Origin of the sequence: Streptomyces flavofungini, from assembly GCF_030388665.1 — a bacterium.
GTDB lineage: Bacteria > Actinomycetota > Actinomycetes > Streptomycetales > Streptomycetaceae > Streptomyces > Streptomyces flavofungini_A.
In genome coordinates this window covers 732,596-757,153 of the sequence record NZ_CP128846.1, presented here as the reverse complement: position 1 = coordinate 757,153, position 24,558 = coordinate 732,596, and the positions used below count along the sequence as shown (strand labels likewise).

General features: G+C 73.6%; 19 protein-coding genes and 1 riboswitch. Of the genes, 11 read left to right on the top strand and 8 right to left on the bottom strand.

Annotated features, from left to right (window positions below):
- Positions 1-34 precede the first annotated feature (34 nt).
- A complete protein-coding gene (locus QUY26_RS03250; protein WP_289943575.1) occupies positions 35-574 on the top strand; it encodes an FABP family protein in 540 nt (179 codons plus the stop codon).
- 23 nt (positions 575-597) lie between these two features.
- Here QUY26_RS03250 and QUY26_RS03245 read toward each other — a convergent pair whose 3' ends face one another.
- A complete protein-coding gene (locus tag QUY26_RS03245; protein ID WP_289943574.1) occupies positions 598-2,016 on the bottom strand; it encodes a hypothetical protein in 1,419 nt (472 codons plus the stop codon).
- A gap of 136 nt (positions 2,017-2,152) precedes the next feature.
- A riboswitch (cobalamin riboswitch) is annotated at positions 2,153-2,228 on the bottom strand.
- Between the two features lie 321 nt (positions 2,229-2,549).
- Here QUY26_RS03245 and QUY26_RS03240 point away from each other — a divergent pair.
- The 7 genes from QUY26_RS03240 to QUY26_RS03210 all read left to right on the top strand — a co-directional run bounded on the left by QUY26_RS03240 (position 2,550) and on the right by QUY26_RS03210 (position 12,811).
- Positions 2,550-5,378, top strand: a complete 2,829-nt coding sequence (locus QUY26_RS03240; RefSeq protein ID WP_436840256.1) for a prenyltransferase/squalene oxidase repeat-containing protein — start codon at positions 2,550-2,552, stop codon at positions 5,376-5,378.
- On the top strand, positions 5,375-6,340 hold the full coding sequence (locus QUY26_RS03235; protein ID WP_289943573.1) for a hypothetical protein: 966 nt from the start codon (positions 5,375-5,377) through the stop codon (positions 6,338-6,340). The genes QUY26_RS03240 and QUY26_RS03235 overlap by 4 nt, the downstream gene beginning before the upstream one ends.
- Positions 6,341-6,342: 2 nt before the next feature.
- Positions 6,343-7,542, top strand: coding sequence for an energy-coupling factor transporter transmembrane component T (locus QUY26_RS03230; protein ID WP_436840255.1), 1,200 nt, complete (start codon positions 6,343-6,345; stop codon positions 7,540-7,542).
- Positions 7,539-9,299 carry an ABC transporter ATP-binding protein gene (locus tag QUY26_RS03225; protein ID WP_289943572.1) on the top strand — a complete coding sequence of 587 codons (1,761 nt, stop codon included), beginning with the start codon at positions 7,539-7,541 and terminating at the stop codon, positions 9,297-9,299. The genes QUY26_RS03230 and QUY26_RS03225 overlap by 4 nt, the downstream gene beginning before the upstream one ends.
- A gap of 80 nt (positions 9,300-9,379) precedes the next feature.
- On the top strand, positions 9,380-10,165 hold the full coding sequence (locus QUY26_RS03220) for an ECF transporter S component (protein ID WP_289955435.1): 786 nt from the start codon (positions 9,380-9,382) through the stop codon (positions 10,163-10,165).
- Positions 10,166-10,201: 36 nt separating this feature from the next.
- A complete protein-coding gene (locus QUY26_RS03215) occupies positions 10,202-11,119 on the top strand; it encodes an ABC transporter substrate-binding protein (RefSeq protein WP_289943571.1) in 918 nt (305 codons plus the stop codon).
- 186 nt (positions 11,120-11,305) lie between these two features.
- On the top strand, positions 11,306-12,811 hold the full coding sequence (locus QUY26_RS03210) for an FG-GAP-like repeat-containing protein (protein ID WP_289943570.1): 1,506 nt from the start codon (positions 11,306-11,308) through the stop codon (positions 12,809-12,811).
- 121 nt (positions 12,812-12,932) lie between these two features.
- On the opposite strand, the gene sph is transcribed toward QUY26_RS03210, so the two are convergent.
- A complete protein-coding gene (gene sph / locus QUY26_RS03205; protein ID WP_289943569.1) occupies positions 12,933-13,910 on the bottom strand; it encodes a sphingomyelin phosphodiesterase in 978 nt (325 codons plus the stop codon).
- A 197-nt stretch (positions 13,911-14,107) separates the two neighbouring features.
- Positions 14,108-14,638 (bottom strand): sigma-70 family RNA polymerase sigma factor, encoded by a 531-nt coding sequence (locus tag QUY26_RS03200; protein ID WP_289943568.1) that lies wholly within the window; start codon positions 14,636-14,638, stop codon positions 14,108-14,110.
- 198 nt (positions 14,639-14,836) lie between these two features.
- Here QUY26_RS03200 and QUY26_RS03195 point away from each other — a divergent pair, with 198 nt between their 5' ends.
- A complete protein-coding gene (locus tag QUY26_RS03195) occupies positions 14,837-15,664 on the top strand; it encodes an alpha/beta fold hydrolase (protein ID WP_289955433.1) in 828 nt (275 codons plus the stop codon).
- Between the two features lie 84 nt (positions 15,665-15,748).
- Here the strand turns inward: QUY26_RS03195 and QUY26_RS03190 are convergent, their stop codons facing one another.
- Complete coding sequence (locus QUY26_RS03190) at positions 15,749-16,099, bottom strand: hypothetical protein (RefSeq protein ID WP_289943567.1); 351 nt, start codon at positions 16,097-16,099, stop codon at positions 15,749-15,751.
- Between the two features lie 379 nt (positions 16,100-16,478).
- Between QUY26_RS03190 and QUY26_RS03185 the strand changes: the two genes are divergently transcribed.
- Positions 16,479-17,375: an RNA polymerase sigma-70 factor gene (locus QUY26_RS03185; protein ID WP_289943566.1), complete on the top strand. Its 897-nt coding sequence runs from the start codon at positions 16,479-16,481 to the stop codon at positions 17,373-17,375.
- Entirely contained in the window at positions 17,363-17,827 is a 465-nt protein-coding gene (locus tag QUY26_RS03180) for an SRPBCC family protein (protein WP_289943565.1), read from the top strand. Before QUY26_RS03185 ends, QUY26_RS03180 begins: the two co-directional genes overlap by 13 nt.
- Before the next feature lie 351 nt (positions 17,828-18,178).
- Here QUY26_RS03180 and QUY26_RS03175 read toward each other — a convergent pair whose 3' ends face one another.
- The 4 genes from QUY26_RS03175 to QUY26_RS03160 all read right to left on the bottom strand — a co-directional run bounded on the left by QUY26_RS03175 (position 18,179) and on the right by QUY26_RS03160 (position 24,426).
- Complete coding sequence (locus QUY26_RS03175; protein WP_289943564.1) at positions 18,179-20,143, bottom strand: amino acid ABC transporter ATP-binding/permease protein; 1,965 nt, start codon at positions 20,141-20,143, stop codon at positions 18,179-18,181.
- 65 nt (positions 20,144-20,208) lie between these two features.
- Complete coding sequence (gene cydD / locus QUY26_RS03170; protein WP_289943563.1) at positions 20,209-21,927, bottom strand: thiol reductant ABC exporter subunit CydD; 1,719 nt, start codon at positions 21,925-21,927, stop codon at positions 20,209-20,211.
- A 98-nt stretch (positions 21,928-22,025) separates the two neighbouring features.
- Positions 22,026-23,087, bottom strand: a complete 1,062-nt coding sequence (locus QUY26_RS03165) for a cytochrome d ubiquinol oxidase subunit II (RefSeq protein ID WP_289943562.1) — start codon at positions 23,085-23,087, stop codon at positions 22,026-22,028.
- A gap of 64 nt (positions 23,088-23,151) precedes the next feature.
- Positions 23,152-24,426 (bottom strand): cytochrome ubiquinol oxidase subunit I, encoded by a 1,275-nt coding sequence (locus QUY26_RS03160; protein WP_289943561.1) that lies wholly within the window; start codon positions 24,424-24,426, stop codon positions 23,152-23,154.
- Between the last annotated feature and the right edge of the window lie 132 nt (positions 24,427-24,558).

Sequence of the window (24,558 nt, the reverse complement as noted above, 5' to 3'; positions counted from 1 at the left end):
GTCAAGCCCGACACCGACACCAGGAGCGCGTACCGTGTTCGACGCCGTACCGGAGAACCCCTACCCCGACGGCCTGCGGCCCGACCTCGCTCCCGCGCCGCACGCGCAGCTCGCGCCGGTGCTCGGGCTCCTCGGCACCTGGCACGGCCGGGGCCGGGGCACCTACCCGACGCTGACCGCCGACTTCACGTACGCGCAGGAAGTCACCTTCAGCCACGACGGCCGCCCCTTCCTGCATTACGAGGCCCGGGCCTGGCTCCTCGACGCCGATGACGCCCCGCTGCGCCCCTCGGCGCGGGAGAGCGGCTGGTGGCGGCTGCAGCCCGACGGCAGGGTGGAGGCGCTGATCACCCAGCCGACGGGCATCGCGGAGATCGCGGTGGGCCACGCGGCCGAAGGCGCCGTCGACCTCAGCACCCACGAGGTGGCCCGCACCCCCACCGCCAAGGAGGTCGACGCCACCCGCCGCCGCTACACCCTGGCCGACGACACGCTCACGTTCGTCCACGACCTCGCGGCCGTCGGCCTGCCGCTGCAGCACCACCTGCGGGCGGTGCTGCGGCGCAAGGGGTAGGCCGAGTGCCGTACCGCGGTGCGTCAGCTGCCGTAGCGCAGCGAGATCGTGTCGCCGAGCTTGATCTCCTTGTTCCGCGTGGCGGTCGAGGCGCCGGCGCCGTCGACGCTCGCCTTCCACGTCGAACCGCCGCTGTTGGCCTTGCCGTTGAGGGCCGTGATCGTGCCGGTGCCGCTGCCCGGCGTGACGGACGTGACGCAGCCGGCCGGGGTGGCCGAGGAGGACGCGGCGTCCAGGACGGCGCCGAGCGTGGTGGTCTTCGCGGTCGGGGTGAAGGCGACGGAGCAGACCTTCAGCGAGGTGCCGTCGTCGACGGTCAGCGCGAGGCTGGTCGCGGTGCCCGGCGTGAAGTCGGCGGTGGCGGCCCAACGGGACGCGCCCGCCGTCGTCGGGGTCGGCGGTGCCGCGATGAAGCCGCCCCCGGCCACGGCCCGCAGACCGTCGATGGAGGCGTACGCGGACGGCGTGGTGTCGGTCGGCTGGTACTTGAAGCCGCCGCCCGGCTTGAACTGCTGGGCGATGAGGAAGTCCACCGGGGTCTTGCCCGCGGGCGTGAGGAAGTCGCCGGTCTGCGGGTTGATGCCGCAGGCGTTGAGGCCCGAGACGGCCCAGCCGTTGGAGTCGGTGTTGGCGCCGAACATGGCGGCGAAGGCACCGGAGTTGTTGATGAGCTTCGACTTCAGGAAGGCCCGTGCCTTGGTGATGGCGGGGTCGCTCGCGGGCACCCCGGACACGCACAGGGAGGCCATCGCGGCGCCGGTCATGTCGATGTCACCGGGCTTGGCGAGCGCGTCGGGGTCGCCCTCGGCCCTGCTGAAGTCCCAGCCGCCGTCGTTGTGCTGGTTGGCGCGGACCGTGGCCACGGACCGGTCCAGCAGGGCCTGCGGCACCCGCTGGGCGCCGGACCGGGTCTTGGCGCCGCCGAGCGAGATCAGCGCGAAGACCGTGCCGTTGAAGTTGGACGGCGAACCCCAGTAGCCGGGTGCGGAGTGCTGCCAGTGCGCGTAGGTGTCCGCGACCAGGTTGCGGCTCGCCGACACGCGGGCCGGGTCGATGCCCGCGGAGTAGGCGTTGATGATGCCGCGTTCGTAGTCGGTGACGACCGGCGAGGTGCCCGGCCAGCCCGGCGCCGCCAGGTGGGCGCGGTAGACGGTGCGGGCGTTCTTGGAGGTGTCGCCGCCGGGGCTGACGTCGGCGGCCGCCGTGCCCGCCGAGGCGAACGCGGAGAACGCCCACTCGTTGGACAGGCCCGCGCCCGCGTACGAACCGTCGGCGCCCTGCAGGGATCTGAGATAGCTCACGCCGTTCGTCCTGGACGTGGCTATCTGGCCGGGCGTGGCGGTGGCGGCCGCGGGAAGCGCGGTCAGGACGAGGGCGCCCACCGCGCCTAGGGCGGTGGGCACGGCGAGCAGGGTGCGGCGGGCGGCACGGGGCGAGGTCATGTCGGGGGCTCCCGGGATGAGGGGGCGGCGGCCTCACGTACCCCGCGGCCGGTCCCCTGTGCGCGGACCCGAGCCGGACGACACGCGGCCGTCGCCCGAGCGCGTGGGGTCGACGTCCATTGACGCTTGACCGTTCGGGCATTCGGGCTCGGCCCGGCTCCCTGCCGGTCCACACCGCTGCGCGTCAGCTCTGGGTTCGCACCAGATTCCCCCGATCGGCAGCACAGGACGGTACTCGAAGCACACACAACCCGCACACCCCCTTGCCACCACATTCGCAACTGTGCTCTAATTCGGCCGATTCCAAGCTCAGTCATCAGGGGAAGCCGGTCGAAGTCCGGCGCTGACCCGCAACCGTAGGTTCGCCGAGCACCTCAAGTGCCCGGCGGGCGAGCCGGATTACCTGGACTGAGGGCAAGCGATCGACGCCGTCGCGGACTACGGCGTGGTACGGACGGTTTCTCCACGCGGGCCCCGGCCCCGGGCCTGCCACCACGCGGACGCCCGCCGCGGCTGACGCCCAGGGGGCAGCGGTGGGGCAGGGAACCGGACGGGTCCGGAGCATACGCACGAGAGGTATCGCGCTGCTCTGCGCGGCCGCGACGGCGCTGGGCGGCGGCGTCCTGCTGCTCGGCCCGGCCACTCCCGCCGCGGCCGATCCGATGAGCTCCTGCACCCGCACCAAGGGCGCGGTCGTCGCGGTGGACTTCGCCGACTGGGGCGGCGGCGTGGTGCGCGGCTGCGACGCCACGCCGACGACGGGCTACGACCTGCTGCACGAGGCCGGGTTCAGCACCGAGGGCACCGAGCACGACGGCCCCGCGTTCATCTGCCGCCTCGGGCACAAGAAGTTCAACTCCGGCAAGCAGTACCCGACTCCGACCCAGGAGAAGTGCAAGCTCACTCCGCCCGCCACCGCCTACTGGTCGTACTGGATCGCCCCGCCGGGGCAGGACTACTGGACCTACAGCCCCCTCGGCGCGATGAGCCAGAAGCCGAAGAACGGCTCCGTCGAGGCCTGGGTGTTCGGCGCCACCGACCCCGACGGCACCAGCGGCGGCCCCACGTTCACCCCCGCCCAGGTGCGCGCGGGCGGCCAGACCGACCCCGGGGACAACCCGCCGGACGTCAAGCCCGGCAAGGTCGACCTGAAGGGCGCGGACGCCTGGCTGAGGGGCCGGCTCTCCGACGGCGACCACGTCCGCGACGAGGGCGCCGAGAACGCCAACCTCTACCAGACGGCGCACACCGCCCTCGCCCTCGCGGCCACCGGCGGCCGCAGCGCCACCCTCGACCGGATGAAGTCCTACCTCGCCGCGCGCACCGAGGAGTTCGCCTACCCGCAGGGCACGGACAAGGCCCCGAGCCCGCTGGGCGCGGCCCTGCTCGCGCTCCTCGCCGAGAGCACCGAGGGCGACCCGCACTCCTTCGGCGGCCACAACCTCGCCGGTGACCTCGGCCGAAGCGTGTGCACCACGGGCGGCACCGCCGACTGCGTCGCCAAGGGCGACTTCCCGGCCGTCGGCGACGTGGAGACCCAGGCACTCGCCGTGCTCGCGCTGCACCGCGCGGGCCGGAAGATCCCCGCCGACGCCGTCGCCCGCGTCGCCGCCCACCAGTGCAAGGACGGCGGCTTCAGCCCGACGCTGATGCGGGACGGCGACACCTGCTCCTACAGCGACCCCGCCACGACCCCGTACGCGACTCTCGCTCTCCAGCAGGCGGGCGGCCACGCCGACGCCGTGGCGAAGGCCCGCAAGAACCTGCGCGGCGCCCAGCTCCCCACCGGCGCCGTCGCCGCCTACCCCGGCGTGACCACCGGGGACGTCACCGCCACCGCCAGGTCCGCCCAGGCGATGCGGCTCCTCGGCGACACCGTGCGCGCGGACGCCGCCGTGTCCTGGCTGTCGCGGCAGCAGACCAAGTCCGGCGGCTTCGGGTCCGACGAGGGCGCCACCGACCCGGCGATCTTCCCGACCTGGGCCGCCGCGTTCGCGGGCGCCCGCACCAGCCTGGCCGCGCTCACCACCAAGCGCCCCGACCAGACCAAGCCGCCCGTCGACCCGACGAAGCCACCCGTCGACCCCACGGGTCCTCCACGTCCCGACCCGGTGAAGCCGCCGACCTCCGGCGTGAAACCGCCGTGGCGCGCGGGCGAGGGCCCCGATCTGAAGAAGGGCACCGCCTACCTCACGGCGGGCTCCCGGCTGAAGAAGGGCCACTACTACGAGAACGTCGCCGGGACCGGCTTCGCCGACTACGGCCTGACCATCGACGGCGCCTACGCGCTGGCCGCCACGGGCACGAACAACAACAAGCTGCGCGGGATCGTCGACTTCCTCGACGGCGAGGGCAAGGACGCCAGCTCAGGGCGGCGCACCGTCAACGACTGGACGGGCGTGGGCACGTCGCACGCGGCCGGGGGCTCCATCGGCAAGGTCGCGGTGCTCGCCCAGGCCGTCGGCCGCGACCCGCGCGACTTCTCCGGGCACGACCTGATCGCGGCGCTCGGCAAGGCCGTGTGCAAGAAGAAGAGCCAGGGCGCGGACCGCAGCTGCGCGGCCAAGGGCGCCTACCGGTACGCCCCTTCGGTGTTCTCGCAGTCCCTCGCCGTCATCGCGCAGCTGCGCGCGGGCGAGAAGCGCGCGGCGGCGGCCCCGCTCACATACCTGCGGAGCCTGCAGAAGTCCTCCGGCGCCTGGCCGAGCCTCATTCCGCCGACCGGTGACTCCGAGGTGGACTCCACCGCGATGGCCGCGATGGCCCTGGACCTGGCCGGTGACACCCGTTCCGAGAAGGCCGTCACCAAAGCCCTGAAGTGGATCGCGTCCAAGCAGCTGCGCAGCGGCGGGTTCCCGGGCGCGTCCGGTGACTCCGTCAACTCCGCGGCCCTCGCGGTCCAGGGCCTGTCCCTGGACGCCCCGAAGTACAAGGCGCAGATCAAGAAGGCCCGCAAGTTCCTGGCCAGGCAGCAGAACCGGGACGGCGGCTTCAACGTGGCGGCAGGCGGGCAGCGCGGCTCGGACGTCCGGGCCTCGACGCAGGCGCTCGGCGGCGCCATCGGCACCTCCTTCGGCACGCTCGTACGCGACCTGGACGGCACCCGGCCGCAGCCTCCCGGCTCGTCGTCGGACGACCCGTCGCAGGCACCCGGCGACGGTGGGAGCGGCGACACCGACATCGTCACCCCCGGCGGCGGCCCGGGCGACGGCACAGCCGGGGACAGCCCGACCGGCCCGCTCGCCTCGACCGGTGCCCAGGTGACGGGACTCGCCCTGGCAGCCGTCGTTCTGTGCCTCGCGGGCTGGCGCACCCTCGTCGTCGCCCGCCGTCGCGGCGGACTCGCGGGAGGCAGCCGGTGATCCGCCGCCTCCTGCGCACCGCCCTGAGCGCGGCCGCCGCCCTCGCCCTGACCGGGGGCGCGCTCGCCGCCACCGCCGGGCAGGCCGCCGCCGCGCCCCGGCCCATCGGGCAGTGCACCACGACGTCCGGGGCGGTGCTCGCCGTCGACTTCAGCGACTGGGGCGGACCGATCCTGCGGTCCTGCGGCACCACGCCGACCACCGGCTACGAACTGCTCAACCAGGGTGGCTGGCGCACCACCGGCACCGGCCACGACGGCCCCGCGTTCATCTGCCGCATCGGCTACAGCGGCTACAAGGGCGGCAAGCAGTTCCCCACGCCCGCGCAGGACGACTGCGTCCTCACCCCGCCCGCCACCGCCTACTGGTCGTACTGGCACGCCGATCCGGGCGAGAACACCTGGGAGTACAGCCAGCTCGGCGCCATGCTCTACAAGCCCAAGCCGGGCAGCGTCGACCTGTGGATCTTCGGCGGCACCAACATCGAGGGGACCAAGGGCCGCCCGACGGTCAGCCCGAACCAGCTGCGTGCCCGCAACACCCGACCCGTCGGCGGCAAGGCTCCCGCCCCGCACCAGACGAAGACCGCGAAGCCGCTGCCGCCCGGCGTCGACACCGGCCCCGCCCCCGAGCGGCCCGTGACGGAGAAGCCCGCTCCGAAGCCCAAGAAGCCCAAAAAGGACGAGCAGGGCGAGAAGGGCAAGAAGGAGAAGGAAGAGGCGAAGTCGGGGCGTGACAAGTCGCCTTCGCCCTCCGCCACCGAGAAGCCCTCGCCGTCGGCGGGTTCCGGTGAGGCGAAGGCCGCGCCGAGCCCGTCCGCCGAGGTCGTCGACGCCGCCCCGGCCGCCGACGCCGACCACGACGCGGGCTCGTACGTACCGGCCGCCCTCACCGGCGCCCTGGTGCTGCTGGTCGGCGGCGCGGGCGCGTACGCGGCCAAGCGTCGCCGTCGTACGGAGTAGGAGTGCGCCTCCGTACCGCCACCGCACGTCCGCCCGCGCCCGGTGTCCTGCCGGGCGCGGACGAGCGTCGGCTGCCGCGCACCCTGCACCCGCTGGCCTGGTGGGTGTGGGCGCTCGCGCTCGCCACCGCCGTGAGCCGCACCAACAACCCGCTGCTGCTGTTCCTCGTCCTCGCCGTCCTCGGCTACGTGATCGGCATGCGCCGCACCGAGGCGCCGTGGGCGCGCGGCTTCAAGTACTACCTGTACCTGGCGCTCACCGTCGTCGCGATCCGCGTCGTGTTCCGGGCCGTCTTCGCCACCGGCATCACGCCCCACGACCACTTCCTGTTCTCCCTGCCGCACATCCCCACGCCCGACTGGTACGCGGGCATCCAGCTCGGCGGGCCCGTCTCCCTGGAGGCCGTGCTCTCGGCCGCCATCGACGGGCTCCGGCTCGCCTGCATGCTGTGCTGTGTGGGCGCCGCGAACACCCTCGCCAACCCCAAGCGGGCGCTGCGCGTCCTGCCCGGCGCGCTGTACGAACTCGGCGTCGCCGTCACCGTGTCGATCAGCGTCGCCCCGCAACTCGTGCAGAGCGTGCAGCGCGTGCACCGCGCCCGGCGCCTGCGCGCGGGCCGCACCAAGGGGCTGCGGGCCCTGCGCGGCATCGTCGTGCCCGTCCTGGAGGACGCCCTGGAGCGTTCGCTGCGCCTGGCGGCCGCCATGGACTCGCGCGGCTACGGCAGGGCGGGCAGCGCCACGAAGGCATCCCGGCGGCTGACCGGGGCGCTGATGCTGCTCGGCATGTGCGGCCTGTGCGCCGGCGCCTACGGACTGCTCGACGCCTCCACGCCCGCGTTCCTCGGGCTGCCCGCGCTCGCGGCCGGGGCGGTGCTGTGCGTGGCGGGGCTGCGGCTCGGCGGGCGGCGCGTCACCCGGACCGCCTACCGGCCCGACCCGTGGCGGTTCGAAGAGTGGGCCGTCGCCGCCTGCGGGGTGCTCTCCGCCGTGCTCCTGTTCACCAACGTGGGCTTCGACGCGGCCGAACTCAACCCGTCCCTCTACCCGTTGAGCTGGCCCACGCTGCCGCTGGTCCCGGCGGCGGCGATCCTGCTCGCGGGCGCCGCCGGATTCCTCGCGCCCCCGCCGCTGCCCACCCCCGCCCCGCAGGCCGCCCCGCGCACGTCGGCCCGGCGATCCGAGAAAGCCACCGCCAAGTGATCACCTTCGACCACGTCAGCGTCCAGTACGACGACACCGTCGACCCCGTCCTGCGCGACGTCGACCTCACCGTGGAGGAGGGCGAACTCTGCCTCGTCGTCGGCCACACCGGCGTCGGCAAGTCCACCCTCCTCGGCGCGGTCAACGGACTGGTCCCGCACTTCACCGGCGGCACCCTGTACGGGACGGTCACCGTGGACGGCCGCGACACCGCGGGGCACCCGCCCAGGGAACTCGCCGACGTCGTCGGCGTGGTGGGCCAGGACCCCCTCGACGGCTTCGTCACGGACACCGTGGAGGAGGAACTCGCCTACGCCATGGAGCAGCTGGCGGTGCCGCCCGCCACCATGCGCAAGCGCGTCGAGGAGACCCTGGACCTGCTCGGCCTCGCCGACCTGCGCCACCGCGCCCTGCACGAGCTGTCCGGCGGCCAGCAGCAGCGCGTCGCGATCGGCTCCGTCCTGACCGCCCACCCGCGCGTCCTGGTCCTGGACGAGCCCACCTCCGCCCTGGACCCGACGGCCGCCGAGGAGGTCCTCGCGGCGATCACCCGGCTCGTGCACGACCTCGGGGTCACCGTCCTGCTCGCCGAGCACCGCCTGGAGCGGGTCGTGCAGTACGCCGACCGCGTCCTGCACCTGCCGGGCGACGGCCGGGTGGTCTCCGGGCCGCCCGCCGACATCTTCCGCACCACCACCATCGCCCCGCCGGTGGTGGAACTCGGCCGCCGCGCCGACTGGACGCCGCTGCCCCTGTCGGTCCGCGACGCCCGCCGCGCCGCCGCACCGCTGCGCACCCGCCTCGCCGGGGCGCCCGTCCCCGCCGCCAGGCCCCCGGCTCCCGCGGCCGGCCAGCCCCGGCTCCTCGACGCGCGGGGCGTCAGCGTCCGCTACCGGGGCCAGGCCCTGCCCGCCGTCCGTGCGGCCGACGTGGAGCTGCGCGGCGGCGAGACGACCGCCCTGATGGGCCGCAACGGCTCCGGGAAGTCGTCGTTGCTGTGGGCGCTCCAGGGGTCGGGGACACGGACGGACGGGACGGTGCGGGTGGTTCCGTTCGGGGCGGCGCCGTCCGGGGCGGCGCCCGGCAAGGAGGGCGGCTCCCGCGATCCGGGCGCCGTTCCCGCCGTCGAGGCCCGGCGCCTCGTCGGGCTCGTCCCGCAGACCCCCACGGACCTGCTCTACCTGGAGAGTGTGCGGCAGGAACTCGACCAGGCGGACACCGAGTCGGCGGTGGCCGACGGGCCGCGGGCCCGCGCCGTCCTGGACCGCCTCGCCCCCGGCATCGACGGCGCCACACACCCCCGCGACCTGTCCGAGGGCCAGAAGCTCGCCCTGGTCCTCGCGATCCAGCTGTCCGCCGCGCCCGGCGTGGTCCTCCTGGACGAGCCGACGCGCGGCCTCGACTACCGCGCCAAGGCCCAACTCGCCGCGATCCTGGACGAGCTGGCGGCCGAGGGGCGCGCGGTCGTGGTGTCCACGCACGACGTGGAGTTCGTCGCGCGGACCGCCGACCGGGTCGTCGTGATGGCCGAGGGCGAGATCGTCGCGGACGGTGCGGCCGCCGAAGTCATCGTCGCCTCACCGGTGTTCGCGCCACAGGTGGCCAAGGTGCTCGCGCCGCTGCCGTATCTGACGGTGGAACAGGTGTCGGCGGCACTGGCGGCGGACGGGGGGACTGCGGGGCCGACGGGGCCGACGGGGGACGCGGCGTCGGTGGTGCCCGCGGGCACGAACGCCGAAGCGGGCGGCGACCGGTGAGGGGGCGCGCGCGGCCCGGTACCGCCGCGATCCGTACCACCGCGATCCGGATCACCCCCCGCGCCGGGGTCGTCATCGCCATGGCCGCGTTCCTCGGCGTCGTGGCCTTCTTCTGGCCGTTCGTGGTCGCTCCCGGCACCTTCGGCTCGACGTACGCGCCCCTGCTCATCTTCGGCGTGCTGCTCGTCCTCGTGCTGTGCGTGGTGATCTCGGAGATCGCCGAGGGCGGCATCAACTCCAAGGCCCTCGCGATGCTCGGGGTGCTCTCCGCCGTGAACGCGGCGATCCGGCCCCTGGGGGCGGGGACGGCCGGGATCGAGACCGTCTTCTTCATCCTCGTGCTCGCCGGGCGCGTGTACGGGCCGGGCTTCGGCTTCACCCTAGGCTGCACGTCGCTGTTCGCGTCGGCGCTCATCACGGGCGGGGTCGGACCGTGGATGCCGTACCAGATGTTCGGCTGCGCCTTCGTGGGCATGCTGGCCGGGCTGCTCCCACGGGCCGCGGGACGGCTCGAAGTGCTGATGCTCGCGGTGTACGGATCGCTGTCCGGATATCTCTTCGGCTTCCTCCTGAACCTGTCCTTCTGGCCCTTCTCCCTCGACCCGAACAGCTCCATCGCCTACCTTCCCGGGCTGCCCTTCACCGAGCAGTGGCAGCGCTACATCGCCTTCGACCTCGCGACGTCGCTGGGCTGGGACACCGGCCGGGCCGTGACGAACTTCGTCTGCGTCATGCTCGCGGGACCGGCCGTGCTCACCGTCTTCCGCCGGGCCGCCCGCAAGGCCCGCTTCCAGGCGCCGGTCCGGTTCGCACCGGCCACGGGCCCGGCGGCGGACGCGGCGGACGGGACGCCCGGAGGCCCCTGAACGTGCGGTCGGGGCAGCTGAACGTACCGTCGGGGCATGCGCATCGTCTCCTTGCTCCCCGCGGCCACCGACATCGTCGCCGAACTCGGCCTCATGGACGACCTCGTGGGCCGCACCCACGAGTGCGACTGGCCGCCCGCGCGGGTGGCGGCCGTGCCCGTGGTCACCGCGGCCGGGTTCTCCTCGGACGAGCTCGGCAGCCGGGAGATCTCCGAGGCCGTCGGCGGCGGCCGGCACCACGGCTCCTCGCTGTACACCCTCGACGTCGCGGCGCTGTCGAGGGCCGCCCCGGACGTGGTGCTCACCCAGGACCTGTGCGACGTGTGCGCGGTGTCGTACGAGAGCGTGCGCGACGCCGTACGGGTCCTCGACGGCGACGGGCCCCGGGTGCTCGGCCTGGAGCCGCGGCTCCTGGACGACGTCCTGGACTGCGTCGTCCGTGTCGGCGACCTCCTCGGTGTCGGAGCGGTCGCGCGCGCACGCCGGGAGGAGCTGCGGCGACGGCTCGCGACGGTGCGGCGCCTCACCCGGGGGCGCCCCCGGCCGCGTACCGTCGCCGTCGAGTGGCTGCACCCACTGTGGCCCGCGGGGCACTGGGTGCCCGAACAGATCGACTGCGCCGGAGGCGAACCCCTCCTCGCGGCCCCGGGCGAGCACACCGAGCCCATGGACTGGGCGGCCGTGCGCGCCGCCCAGCCGGACGTCGTGCTCGTCCTTCCCTGCGGGTTCAGCCCGGAGCGCACCCTGCGGGAACGCGCGCTCCTGGAGGCGCTGCCGGGCTGGGCGGAGCTGCCCGCCGTACGGGACGGGCGCGTCTGGGTCCTGGACGGCCCGGCGTACTACAACCGGCCGGGGCCGCGCGTCGTGCGGGGCGCGGAAGTGCTCGCCCACGTGCTGCACGGGGTGACGGCAGGGGAGCCGGTCACCGAGGAGGAAGCCCGGTCGCTGCGCTGAAGGCCGCGTTCCGGAGCGTGTGCGGGACAGCTGGGGCCTCAGGATCGGCGCACAACCATTGGCCATCGTTGAGGGTCAAGTGACATGAAGCAGCGGTGAATTCCGCCGGGCATCCGCCCGAAGGGCAGTCGACCGTCCGGGCGTTCACCCAGCTGACCTCCGATCGAAGGAACCCCAGGAAGCCATATGTCGCGAGCAAGCCGTCGTGTACGACTCACCGCACCTCTGATCGCCACGTTCCTGCTGACGGGCGGGTTCACCGCCTGGTCCCTCGGGCAGGATCGGGCCGAGGCCGCCGCCCCCACCGCGAAGAAGGCCGCCGCCAAGGCCTCCGACGACTTCAACGGCGACGGGTACGCCGATCTGGTGGTCGGCGCTCCGGGCGCCACCGTCTCGGGCAAGAAGCAGGCCGGGTACGTCGCGGTGACGTACGGCACCAAGAACGGCCTCGACCCCGCCCACAAGAAGATCATCAGCCGCTCGACCAGCGGCGTCCCCGGTTCCGCCGCCACCAAGCAGGAGTTCGGCAGGTCCTTCACCAAGGGCGACCTGGACGGCGACGGCTTCACCGACCTGGTCATCGGCTCCGGCGGCCAGGCCGGCAGCGCGGGCGCGGTGGTCCTGTGGGGCTCCGCGTCCGGCCTGACCGGCGGCACGAAGATCGCCACCTACGGGTTCCGCCCGCAGGCGGGCGACTTCGACGGCGACGGCAAGACCGACCTGGCCCTGTTCGCCGGAGTCGCCTACCACGGCGACGACCCGGTCGGCCAGAAGGCGAAGCTCTGGAAGGGCCCGCTGACCCGCACGGGCACCCCCGCGGGCACGCTCGACTTCATGGAGAAGTCGCAGTGGTCGAGCTATGACGACGACGAGCGCCCGAGCCCGGCCTGCATCCAGAACCCCGACGTCTGCGTGGACGGACCCAGCTCCGTCAAGGGCCCGGTCGTCCCCCAGGCCGTCGGTGACATCAACGGCGACGGCCGCGCCGACATCGCCATGAACGACTACTACGGCGACGGCTCGTGGGGCAACAGCGTCCTCTACGGCAGCCCCAAGGGCTTCACCCGTGGCGACGCCCCCGGCTCGCGCGGCGCCGTCGCGGTCGGCGACATCAACGGCGACAAGTACGACGACGTGGTGTCCGGCAACACCGAGGACGAGGCGAACAAGGTCACGGTCGCCTACGGCTCCGCGAACGGCCTGAAGGACGCCGTCCAGAAGTTCGACCAGGACCTGCCCGGCGTGCCCGGCGTCGAGGAGGAGGGTGACCTCTTCGGAGCCTCCCTCGCCGTCGGCGACGTCACCGGCGACGGCTACGCCGACATCGCGCTCGGCGTCCCCGGCGAGGACGTGGGCAGCGTCACCGACGCGGGCTTGGTCGTCCTCGTCCGCGGCAGCGCCTCCGGCGTGACCGGCACCGGCGCGCAGGCCTTCCACCAGAACACGGCGGGCGTACCCGGCGTGGCCGAGAAGAACGACCGGTTCGGCGCGGCCGCCGCCCTGCTCGACGTCAACGGCGACGGCCGCGGCGACCTCGCCGCCTCCTCCGTCCACGAGAACGCCGACGCGGGCGCCCTGTGGTCCCTGCGCGGCACCTCCACGGGCCTGACCGTCACGAACGCCGTGGCCTTCGGACCCAAGGACCTCGCGGCGCCGTCCGTCGCGGCGCTCTTCGGCAGCGACCTGCGCTGACCCGAAGGCCACCGGCCCGACGGCTCAGGGGCGGGGACGACGACGGGGCGGATGCCGCGCGTTCCGTCCCCGCCCCGTCGTCGTTCCTGCCCCGCGCCGTCGTTCCCGGCGGGGCGCCGCCTCAGTGGCCGATCACGGGGTAGTGGTCGGAGAGGTTGTCGTACGTGTACTCCTTGCCCCAGCTCGACACGGTCCAGGGCGTGGTGGTCTCCTTCACCACGTCGTTCCGCCAGTTCGCGGGACGGGCGTGGCCCGCGCGGTGCAGCACGTGGTCGAGGTCCTCGCGCGGGTCGTCCGGGTAGCGCTCGGAGGCGATCGAGTTGTCCTTCGTGTCGAAGGAGTACGCGTGGCCGGTGCGGGCGTCCGCGGGCGCGAGTCCGGCGTCGGTGAGCATCGAGGCGTACTCGTCGCTGTGCCGGTCCACGTTGAAGTCGCCCGCCACCATGACCTGTTCGTTCGCCGGGATCTTCTTGGCGTCGAGGAACGCGTCGAGCTCCTTGAACTGCGCGGCGCGCGTGCGGGCCGCCTGGCCCGCGGCGCAGCCGGGGTCGGTGGACTGCGCGTGGGTGCCCACGACGTGGACCCTGGTGCCGTTCACGTCCAGGACGGTGTAGACGAAGCCCTTGTTGGAGTACCAGTCCCCGCCGCAGGCGTCCTTGTAGACGTACTGCTCCTTGCGCACGATCGGCCACTTGCTGAGGACGGTCACGCCGCCGTCCTCGGGGGTCGTCGCGGAGTAGGCGCCGCCGGTGGCGTCCCAGCCGCTCTTGGACCGGCCCATGACGGGCGTCTGGTGCGGATAGGCGGCCTCGGCGTTCGCCTGGAGCGCGTCGGAGGCGGAGTTGTCGAAGGCCTCCTGGAGGACGACGACGTCATTGCCCTGGAAGAACCCGGCGGCCGGGATCGCCTTGGCGCGGTGGTCCTGGCCCCAGTTCGGGTACAGCGTCTTGCTGAACAGGAAGGCGTTGTACGTGAGCACCTTCAGCTGCGGGGTTTCCGCCGCCGACGCGGTGGGTGCGGTGGCCACCAGCGTCGCTGTCGCGGCCAGCGCCACGGCGGTGGCGGCGACCGTGTGGGTACGCGGCGTGGAGTGGGGCATGAGGGTTCTCCCTGTGGGGGTGGGGGACCGGGCCGCGAGGGCGACACCGGCGCCGTCATCCAAGGCAGCGCCGGTTACGCCCAGGTGGCCTGGGTGTGTTGATCACTTGACGTGTCCTCACAACTTGCACACCGGGGCGTCCGCGCCGCCTCGCGTGCCGGTACGTCCGCCGAGCCACGGGGGCCCCGTCCACCGCGTCAGGAGCCGTGGCGCAGCCGCTCGCGCTGGATCTGGCAGGCGAGGGCGCGGCGCACGGAGGCCGGGCCCGGGGCGGCGGCCGTGCGCACGGGCACGTCGAGGCCCCGGCTGATCCTGTCGTAGGCGTCCCGGAAGGAGCGGGGCAGCGCGGGGTCGCGCCGCCTCAGGTCCTCCTCGACGAGGCGCCGCAACTCGTCGACGTGCTGCGGCGTGAAGCGCTTCCTGCCCCGGGCGACGGCGTGGACGTGGCGGGCGCAGTGGGCCGTGTCCGGCGAGACCTCGACGATCTCCTCCGCCAGACCCCACAGGCGTCCTTCGAGCCACGGGACGTCGTGCTGGTCCAGGGAGAGGTCCTGCGGGGGCGGCGCCTCCTCCTGCTTGTACTTCGCCACCTGCTTGGACACCGCGGGCTGACTCATCCCGGTGAGCCGGGCGATCCTGTCCTGGGTCCAGCCGAAGCGGACGAACACCTTGATCATCTCGGCGCGCAGCGCGCGCATCTCCTCGCCCGCGCGGATGACCTCGTTCATGGCGGCGAGCATTCGCTCGGCCTGCTCCTCGGTCAGCGTTCCCGTGGGCTCCCCGGCCGCTGCCCCGGGCTCTCCTGCCGGTGCTCCGGGGCTTCGCCGCTCACTCTCTTCGCGTGCCACAACCCGGTTATACACCCACCCCTGCACCTCGCTACAACCTGGTTGTATAACCAGGTTATGGCTGGCAGTATCCAGGCCATGCCCACCTTCTGCGCACCCGACGGGACCCGGCTCGCCTACCGCGAGACCGGCGTCGGCGCCCCACTCGTCTGCGTCCCCGGCGGCCCCGCGGACTCCGCCTACCTCGGAGACCTCGGCGGCCTGTCCGCGCACCGCAAGCTGATCGTCCTCGACCTGCGCGGCACCGGCCGCTCCGAGCTGCCCGACGACACCTCCACGTACCGCTGTGACCACCTCGTGGACGACGTCGAGGCGCTGCGCGCCCACCTCGCCCTGCCCGAGATCGACTTGCTCGGTCACTCCGCGGGCGCGAACGTCGCCACGCAGTACGCGGCCCGCCACCCGGCCCGCGTCCGCAGGCTCGCCCTCATAGCCCCCGGCTCCCGTGCCGTCGGCATCGCGGTCACGGGGGAGGAGCGCCGGGCGCTGGCGCAGGCCCGCAAGGACGAGCCGTGGTTCCCCGCCGCGTACGCCGCCCTGGAAGCGATCACCCAGGGCGCGGGCGGCGACTGGGACGCGATCGCGCCCTTCTTCTACGGCCGTTGGGACGAGGCGGCCGCCCGGCACCACGCGGACAGCCGACCCGCCAACGACGAGGCCGCCGCCCTCTTCGGGGCCGAGGGCGCCTTCACGCCGGAAGCCACTCGTGCGGCGCTCACCGCGCTCACCGCCCCCGTCCTGCTGCTCGCCGGAGCGTTCGACCTGAACAGCCCGCCCGCGTCCACGGCGGAGTTCGCCGCGCTGTTCCCCGACGCCACCTGCGTCGTACAGCCCGGGTCTGCGCACTTCCCCTGGCTGGACGACGCCGACCGGTTCGTGGCGACCACCGCGGAATTCCTGGGCTGACCCGGACCTACCGGCCCGAGGCCGCCCGGTGGCGCGCGACGTGCTCCGACCCAGGTCGCTGACGCGGCCGACGAGGTGGCCGACTCAGGACGCCGGTGCCGTCCCCCGGCAGCGCGCGGGATCGTGCTCGTCGCCCCTCGACAGCCACGCGTGCAGGCAGCACGCCGCGTTGAGCTCGGTCCAGCCGCGGCTGACCTCCTTCAGCAGGGCCGGCGCGAACGGGGGCTCCGGGCTGGGGCGCGCGACGAGTTCGGCGCGCTGCGCGAGCGCGCGGGCGCAGCGCTGTGCGGCGCGCTCGCGCCGGGCCCGGGCGGCGAGGAACCCGGCCCCGTGGACGAGGCCGACGGCGGGGAGCCAGGCGTGGGCCTGTGCGGCGTACACGGCGCTCACGGTGAACAGCGCGGCGCCCGCGGCCAAGGCGCGGTGGTCGGTCATCGACGGCTCCTGTGCGGGGTGGGGGCGGGTGCGGGGTGTGAGGTGGGGCGTGGGGTGAGAGGGGTGGGGCGCCCGGGGCGGGCCCGGCACCGCTGCCGCGGCCCAGGACGTCGATGCCGCGCCGCAATCCTTATGCCCCGGTCTGCCGCCATGACGCAGTGACTCGTTGAAGTCGCATCTTGTCCGAGCCGAATGGCGCCACGGCATGTCGCCACGCCGCATCCGGGGGACCCGCTGTGAACCTGGGGCACCCGCTGTGAAGCGAATCACACCGGCGACCTGTCACGGTTTCCCGGCGTGAGGTGTCTCGATGAGCGTCCGACGAGAGGAGCAGGTGTGATGCGCAAGTGCCGACGCGTACGCGTGAGGGGGACGGGTCATGGCTGAGGACGCCTTCACCGAGCACCGGCCGCTGCTGTTCACCATCGCCTACGAGATGCTGGGCAGTGCCACCGACGCGGAGGACGTGCTGCAGGAGAGCTATCTGCGCTGGCGCGCGGTCGACCCCGCCACCGTCGAGCACCCGCGTGCCTACCTGGTCCGCATCGTGACCCGGCAGTCCCTCAACCACCTGCGTGCGGCCAAGGCGCGCCGTGAGGAGTACGTCGGCTCCTGGCTGCCCGAGCCGATCCGCACCGAGCCCGGCGTGAGCGACGACGCGATCCTCGCCGAGTCGCTGTCGATGGCCATGATGCTCGTCCTGGAGACCCTGAACCCCACCGAGCGCGCCGTGTTCGTGCTGCACGACGTGTTCGGCTACACCCACGGCGAGGTCGCCGCGTCGATCGGCAAGACCGAAGTCGCCGTCCGCCAGATCGCCCACCGTGCGCGCCGTCACGTGCACGCGCGGCGCCGCCGTTTCGAGCCCGACTCCGGCGCGAGCCGGGAGATCGTCCAGCGGTTCCTGTTCGCGGCGTCGACCGGCGAAGTGCAGGCGCTGATGGACCTGTTGGCGCCCGATGTCGTGCAGATCTCCGACGGCGGCGGAAAGGTCGTCGCCGCCCGCCGCCCGATCGTGGGCAGCGCCGAGGTCGCCCGGTTCGTCCTCGGCGTGATCAAGACCACGACCGAGGCGACCCGGGTCGAGTACGCCACGTACAACGGCATGCCCGCGGCGCGGTTCGTCACCGACGGCGAACTCGACTGGCTGGTGGCTTTCGAGATCCACGACGGCCGGATCGCCGGCCTCTACGGCATGCGCAACCCGGACAAGCTGCACCGTGCGGAGACGGTGCTCCCGCTCGACAGAGGAGGCAACCAGCCATGGAAACCATGATCGTCGAACGTGTCGTCGCCGCCCCCGTCGATGACGTCTTCGACTGGCTCACCACGACCACCAACTACACGCGCTCCCCCCTGGCGGTCCGCTGCCGCCTGAACCGCCCCGGCGAGACCGCGCCCTACGGCGTCGGCGCGGTGCGCGACCACCTCTGGCTGATCGGCTGGTTCCGCGAGCGCATCACGCACTACGACCCGCCGTACGCCACCGAGTACGTCGTCGAGCGCAGCCTGCCGCCCTCCCGCCACGAACTCGGCCGTATGACCTTCGAGGAGGTCGAGGGCGGCACCCTGGTCCGCTGGACCACCCGTGCGGAGATCCCCGTCCCCCTGATCGGCGGCTTCCTCACGCGCCGGGTGGCGCGGCCGATCATCACGCGGACCTTCGGGAACATTCTGGACGCGGCCAACGGTGCGCTGGCCCGTCGCCGGGCCTCGGCTGCCGGCTGAGTCCGGGCTCAACCACCCAGGGGGCGATACGCCGAGTTGGCGCCGTCGAGGGCCCAACCCCCGCCGCCCGTCAGGGCATGTGTCCCTCACGGTAGTGATGCGAGCGCGCAGGAGTGCGTGAGCGCCCGGGAGGTACCTCGTACGGCCCCATCGTCCGCGGCGTCGATGCGGCACCCGCTGCCGCGTCGGTGAGCCGGGAGGCCGTCTGCCGGTTCGATCGGGTCGGTTCACAGTCGGTCCGGCGACCGCGCGCAAGGGGGGCGAAGCTGCCTCAGCGAAGATCCGCGCGACTCTGAGGGAGCAGGGTGGCGAGGCGGGGCGCGGTCGCCGCTCGCTGCTGACGGCCGGGTGTCAGGCGGGCACGACCCGGCCGCGGTCGAGGGTCACGATCTCGTCCGCCGCCGTGAGGCCCGAGCGTTCGTGGGTGACCAGGAGTGTGGTGCGGCCCCGGGTGGCGTCGAGGATGTCGGTGAGCACTGCGGCCGCCGTGGCCGGGTCCAGGCCCTCCGTGGGTTCGTCCAGGACCAGGACGGGTGGGTCGGCGAGGAGGGCGCGGGCCAGGAGGAGGCGGGTGCGCTGGCCGCCCGACATCGTCGCGCCGTCGCCGCCGACGAGGGTGTCCCAGCGGTCGGGCAGCGAGTCGATCCAGTCCAGGAGACGGGCCCTGCGCGCCGCGTCGATGAGGTCGGCGTCCGTGGCGTCGGGGCGGGCCAGGGCCAGGTTGGCGCGGACCGTGGTGTGGAAGACGTGGGCGTCCTGGGTCATGCCGGTGATCACGGCGCGGACGTCGGCACCCGCGCAGTCCCGCAGTTCGCGGCCGCCGACGCGGATCGATCCGGCTTCGTACGGGACGAACCGCATGAGCGCCGCGATCAGCGTCGACTTCCCCGAACCGCTGGCACCGATGAGCACGACGCGGCGGCCGGGCCGCAGGCGCAGGGCCACCCCGTCCAGGGCCAGGGGGCCGCCGGGGCGGTGGCGCACCCGGAGGTCGGTGATCTCCACCCCCAGTGGTTCGGCGGCGAGCGGCGCCGGGCTCAGCGGGTCGCTCAGCGGATCACTCAGCGGATCAAGGGTGGCGAGGGGTGTCATGCTGGGCGGCTCAGGGGCGGTTGGCCGCGTCACGCTGAGCGGCTCGGGGGCCGTGAGCTGTGCCCCGTTCGGCGACGTGGCGGCGATGAGCGGTTCCGGGGAGGGCGGGTCGACGACGGGCGGTGGCTCGTCGAGGAGGTCGGCCAGGCGGCGGGCGGAGGCCCGCACCGCGGCGAGGTGGCGGGCTGCCGTGGGCAGGGGCACCAGGGCCTCGAAGGACACCAGCGCCAGGACCGCGAGGACGGTGACGTGCGTTGCGGGCAGCGCGCCGTCCGCGTGCGCGCCCACCGCGAGCCAGGTCACGCCCACCGTCGCCCCGCCCTGGAGCAGCAGGACCACGGCCGAGGCGAGCGACGTCGTGCGGGCCTGGTGGCGTTCGAGTGCGGCGATGCGTGCGGAGGCGCTGCGGGCCCGCTCCTCCGCCCGGCCCCGCGCACCGTACGCGGCCAGGTCCGCCGCGCCTCGCGTCAAGTCGACGGTCAGCGCGGCGAGGTCGGCCCTCGCCTGCTTCTCCGCGTGGCCCGTGCGGCGCGAGACCGTGAGCACCAGCACGGGTACGAGGACTCCCGCCACGACGAGGAGCAGCCCCAGCAGGGCACCCGCCTGCGGCAGCAGCACCGTGGCGAAACCCGTGGCGGTCGCCGCGACCGCGCACGCGGCCGCCACCGGGAACAGCACCCGCAGCAACAGGTCCTGGGCGGCGCCGACGTCGTCGACGAGGCGGGTCAGCAGGTCGCCGCCCCGGAACACGGGGGTGCCCGCGGGGGCGAGCGGCACCAGCGCCTCGTACACCCGGGTCCGGAAGCCCGCGACGGCCCGCAGCACCCCGTCGTGACCGAGCAGCCGGTCGGCGTAGCGCAGCGCCCCGCGCCCCAGGGCAAGGGCCCGTACGGCGACGATCGCGAGGGCGACCGAGGCGAGCGGCGGCTGCTCGGCGGCCCGGGTGATGAGCCAGGCGGCCGTGCACATCAGCGCGGCACCGGCGAGGTCGCTCCCGGCTGCGGCGAGCGCGGCGGGCAGCAGCCTGCGCCAGTGGGGGAGGAGGTGGCGCAGGAGGCGGAGGGTGGGGTGGGGACTGGGAGCGGGGGTGGGTGGTCTCAGTGGTGTGGATGGGTTCAGTGGTGTGGGTGTGGGTGCGGGTGCGGAGGTGGCGGTGAGGCCGGGGTCGGGGTCGGTTTCGGGGCCCGGTGTCGCGGGGGCTGTGGCCTCCGTGGGGGTCGTCATGAGGCCAACGGCCTTCCTGTGCAGAGGAGTCAGGGGAGTCAGGGGAGTCAGGAGGGTCAGGGGAATCAGGGGAGCAGTACGGGTGTGGGGGTGCCGCAGGACGCTGGCGCGTCCATGAATCCGGGCGTCCCTCGGGTCGCGGTGAGGGTGCCCCCTCGTACCGTGATGATCCGGTCCGCGTGCGGCAGCAGACCCGTGCGGTGGGCCACCACGATCGCGGTGCGGCCGCGCATCAGGTCGGCCGTGGCGCGTGTGACGGCGGCATCGCTCTCCGGGTCGAGGTGGGCGGTGGGTTCGTCGAGGAGCAGGACGGGGGCGTCCTTGAGGAACGCGCGGGCCAGGGCGACGCGTTGGCGCTGGCCGGCGGAGAGCCCGGCGCCGCGCTCGCCGAGTACGGTGCCGTACGCCTCCGGCAGTTCCTCGATGAACACGTCGGCCGCGGCGGCGCGGGCCGCGGCACGCACCTCCGCGTCGCTCGCGTCGGGGCGCCCGAGGCGGATGTTGTCCGCGACGGACGCGGCGAACAGGTGCGGGCGCTGCGGCACCCACGCCACCTGCGCGCGCCACGCGTCGACGTCGAGGTCCCCGAGGCCGCTGCTGCCGACCTCGACCCGCCCCGCCGTCGGCGCCACGAAGCCGAGGAGCAGCGCGAGCACCGTGGACTTGCCCGCGCCGCTCGGTCCGACCAGGGCCACGTGTTCGCCGGGACGGACGGAGAGGCAGACGTGCCGCAGGGCGGGCGCGGCACGGTCGGGGTGATGGACGGTGACGTCGTCGAGGCGCAGGTGGGCCGTGCGGGCGTCGGCGGTGCGCACTGCCGGGCCCGCGGGCGCGTCGGCCTCGTCGTCGAGGACCGCGAAGACCCGCCCCGCCACCGCGATCCCCTCGGCGCTGTCGTGGAAGGCCGCGCCGAGCGCACGCAGCGGCAGATACGCCTCGGGTGCGAGGAACAGGACGATCAACGCCGTACGCAGGTCCAACTCGCCGTGCAGCAGCCGCAGTCCGACCGGGACGGCGACCAGCGCCACGGAGAGGGTCGCGACCGTCTCCAGGACGAACGACGACAGGAACGCCACCCGCAGCGTGCGCATGGTGGCCCGCCGGTGGGCGTCCGCCATCTCGCCCACCACCCGCGCCTGATGCCGCTCCCGGCCGAACGCGCGCAGCGTCGGCAGCCCGGCCAGCACGTCCAGGAAGTGACCGCCGAGCCGCGCGAGCAACCGCCACTGCCGTGCGGTGCGCCGTGCGGTGTGCAGGCCGACCAGCGCGCCGAACACGGGGATCAGCGGCAGGGTCACGACGACGATCAGCGCCGACGTCCAGTCGGCCCCGGCCAGCCAGCCGACGACGGTGAGGGGTACCACCGCGCAGGCGGCCATCGTGGGCAGGTAGCCGACGATGTACGGGTCCAGGGCGTCCAGGCCGCGGGTGAGCAGCGTGGCGGTCTCGCCGTGGCGGCCGGCTGAGAGCCGCAGGGGGTCGGCGTGCCGCAGGCGGCCGGTGATCCGGTCCCGCAGCGCGCGCTTGACGTCCGCGGCCACTCGCTGGGCGAGCGCCCCGCGAGCCCAGGCCAGGAGCGCGCGCAGCACCATGACGGCGGCCAGCGCGGCCGGCGGCCCGGTGCGGAACGCGCGCCCGGCGAAACCGTCCGCGAGGACCGTCGCGAGGAGGACCGCCTGGGCGACGGCGAGCCCGGCTCCGAGGAGGGCCGTCGTCGTCGCGTACGTCATGTGGCGGCGCAGCAGCGGGAGTTCCCGCATCAGGCGGCGTTCGACGGGTTTCATGCCGGGCCCCTCCCGTCTTTCATGCCGGGCCCCTCCCGTCTTTCATGCCGGGTCCCTCTCGTCGTCCATGCCGGGTCCCTCTCCTTGTGTTCCGGGGCTCAGAAGTAGCTGGGGTGGCGACGGCCGGTCCGGCCGCGGAAGGCCCACCAGCTCCAGGACTGGTAGGCGAGGATCACCGGGACGATCAGGACACCGAACACGCTGAGGATCTTCAGCGTGGCGCCGTCGGTGACGGCCTGATCGACGGTCAGTCCCGCGCCCGCGGAGCTGATCAGGACGTACGGATAGTGGCCGGCCCCCACGAGCAGCACGGGCAGCGCGGTCGCGCAGCACGTGGCCGCGAACGCCCGGACGTGCCGCCCCCTGGAGAGGGACCGCCAGGCTGTGGCGAGCGCCGCCGCGAAGAGGACGGCGATGACCGCCGAGGTCGCCTCGTTCGTCATCGAGGCACCGGCACCGAACAGCGTGAGCAGCAGGGGCAGGGCACCCGTCAGGCCGCCCCGGCGCAACAGGGCGAGCCCCAAGAGCCGTGCCCTGGCGGCCACGTCGGGACCGGAGCGCAGGGCGACGAACACCGCACCGTGCGCCGCGAAGAGCAGCGCCGTGGTCACCCCGCAGGACAGCACGAACGGAGAGATCACGTCGCCGACGCCGATGTGGAAACCCCCGTCGGCCCGCCGGGGCACCCCGTGCAGCAGCAGGCCCACGACGAGCCCCCAGCACACGGCGGGAAGCGCGCCGCCGACCACGATCAGGACGTCCCACCGGCGGCGGGCGCGGGCACCGCGCGAGCGGCCGCGCAGCTGGACGGCGGCGTTGCCGAGGACCAGGCCGACGAGGATCGCCACGATCAGCGGGTAGAGGCCGGACAGGAGGGTGCCCTCCAGGTGCGGGAAGGCACCGAACAGGACGCCGGTGAAGGCGACCAGCCAGACCTCGTTGCCGAGGAAGAAGGGCGCGATCGCGTCCAGGGCGGCATTCCGTTCGGCTTCGCGGCCGTCTCTCGCGCCGGCCTCGGGCTCGCCGGCCTCTGGTCCGTCGGCCCTTCTCCCGCCGAGAAGGGGATGCAGCATCTGTACGCCGTAGTCGTATCCGCCGAGTACGAAGTACCCGGCGAGGAGCAGGCCGAGGAGGGCCAGCCAGGCGGTCTCCAGACTCATCTCGTGCAACTTTCTTCAGAACGCAAGGTTTCAGGGCGCGGGGAGGTGCTGGACGGAGGAGGGGTCAGACCACGGCGGCATCCATGGGTTCGGCTTCCGCGGGGAGCGGCTCCGTGGCGCCGAGCTGCGTGGCGTCCGGGCCGCGGCGGGCGAAGCGGGTGATGAGGGTCCAGTTCGTCACGGCCAGCGCGAGGAAGACGGCGACGAACACGGTGCAGGACACGGCCAGTGCGACCGTGCTGACGTGGGACAGCGCCTCCTCGACCGTCAATTCGCCGTACACCAGCCAGGGTTGGCGGCCGACCTCGCGTACGACCCAGCCGCCCGCGGAGGCGATGAAGGGGAAGGGGACCGACGCGACGAGCACCCACAGGCAGGGCCGCCAGCGCAGCAGGCGGTCCTTCCGGAGCAGGATGACGGCGATCAAGGTGATGGTGGACACGGTGTTGCCGATGACGGTCATCACGTCCATCGAGATCCGCATCGTGTCCTGCCAGGGCACGTAGTCACCGGGCCCGTGCTCCCTGACGAGTCGCGCCTGTACCTCCGCGACACCGCTGTTGCGGAGGACGGCTTCCTTCATGGGCTGCGTCCGCTCGATCACGGGCCGCTGCAGCTCGCCGACGATGACGACGAAGAAGGAGGAGACCGCGGCCGTCCAGAGGCCGAGCCGCAGGGAGCCGCGGAACAGCTCGGTCTCCCCGGTGCCCCTGAGGAAGTGCCAGGCGCTGATCCCGGCGACGAAGACGCCGCCCGTCGTCAGCGCGGCGAGCGCGATGTGGCCGAGCGCGACCAGGGCGCTCGCGTTGGTGAGCAGCGCCCCGAAGTCGGTCAAGTAGGCGGCGCCGTCGCGCACTTCGTAGCCGACGGGATGCTGCATGAAGCCGTTGGCGATCAGGATCCAGTACCCGGAGGCGTACGCGGTGAGGGCGACCAGCCAGATCAGCGTGACGTGCGTGCCCCGGCGCAGCCGGCCCCAGCCGAAGATCCACATGCCGAGGAAGGTGGACTCGGCGAAGAAGGCGATGAGGGTCTCGAGGGCCAGCGGGGCACCGAAGACGTTGCCCGCGAACTTGCTGAGGCCGCTCCAGCTCAGGCCGAACTGGAACTCCATGACGAGGCCGGTGACGATGCCGACCGCGTAGTTGATGACGTAGAGCTGACCCCAGAAGCGCGTCATGCGCTCCCGGACGGCTCTCTGGGCGGGATCACGGGTGAACGCGGCCCGGGTGTGCATGATCGCCACGAGGGGGACGAGCCCCATGGTGAGGATCACGAACAGCCAGTGGATGCCGGTCGTGGCCGCGAACTGGAGTCGGGCCAGCTCCGCAGCGCTCATGGTGCGACCTTCCTGGGGGACGGGTGGCCGGGTGGACGGCTGACGTGGACGGGGTCGCCCGCTTCGCGTGTGCGGGTGCCGGGCGCCGTTGCCCGTCACCCGTGCGGTGACCCCACGAGTGACCGTAGGGAG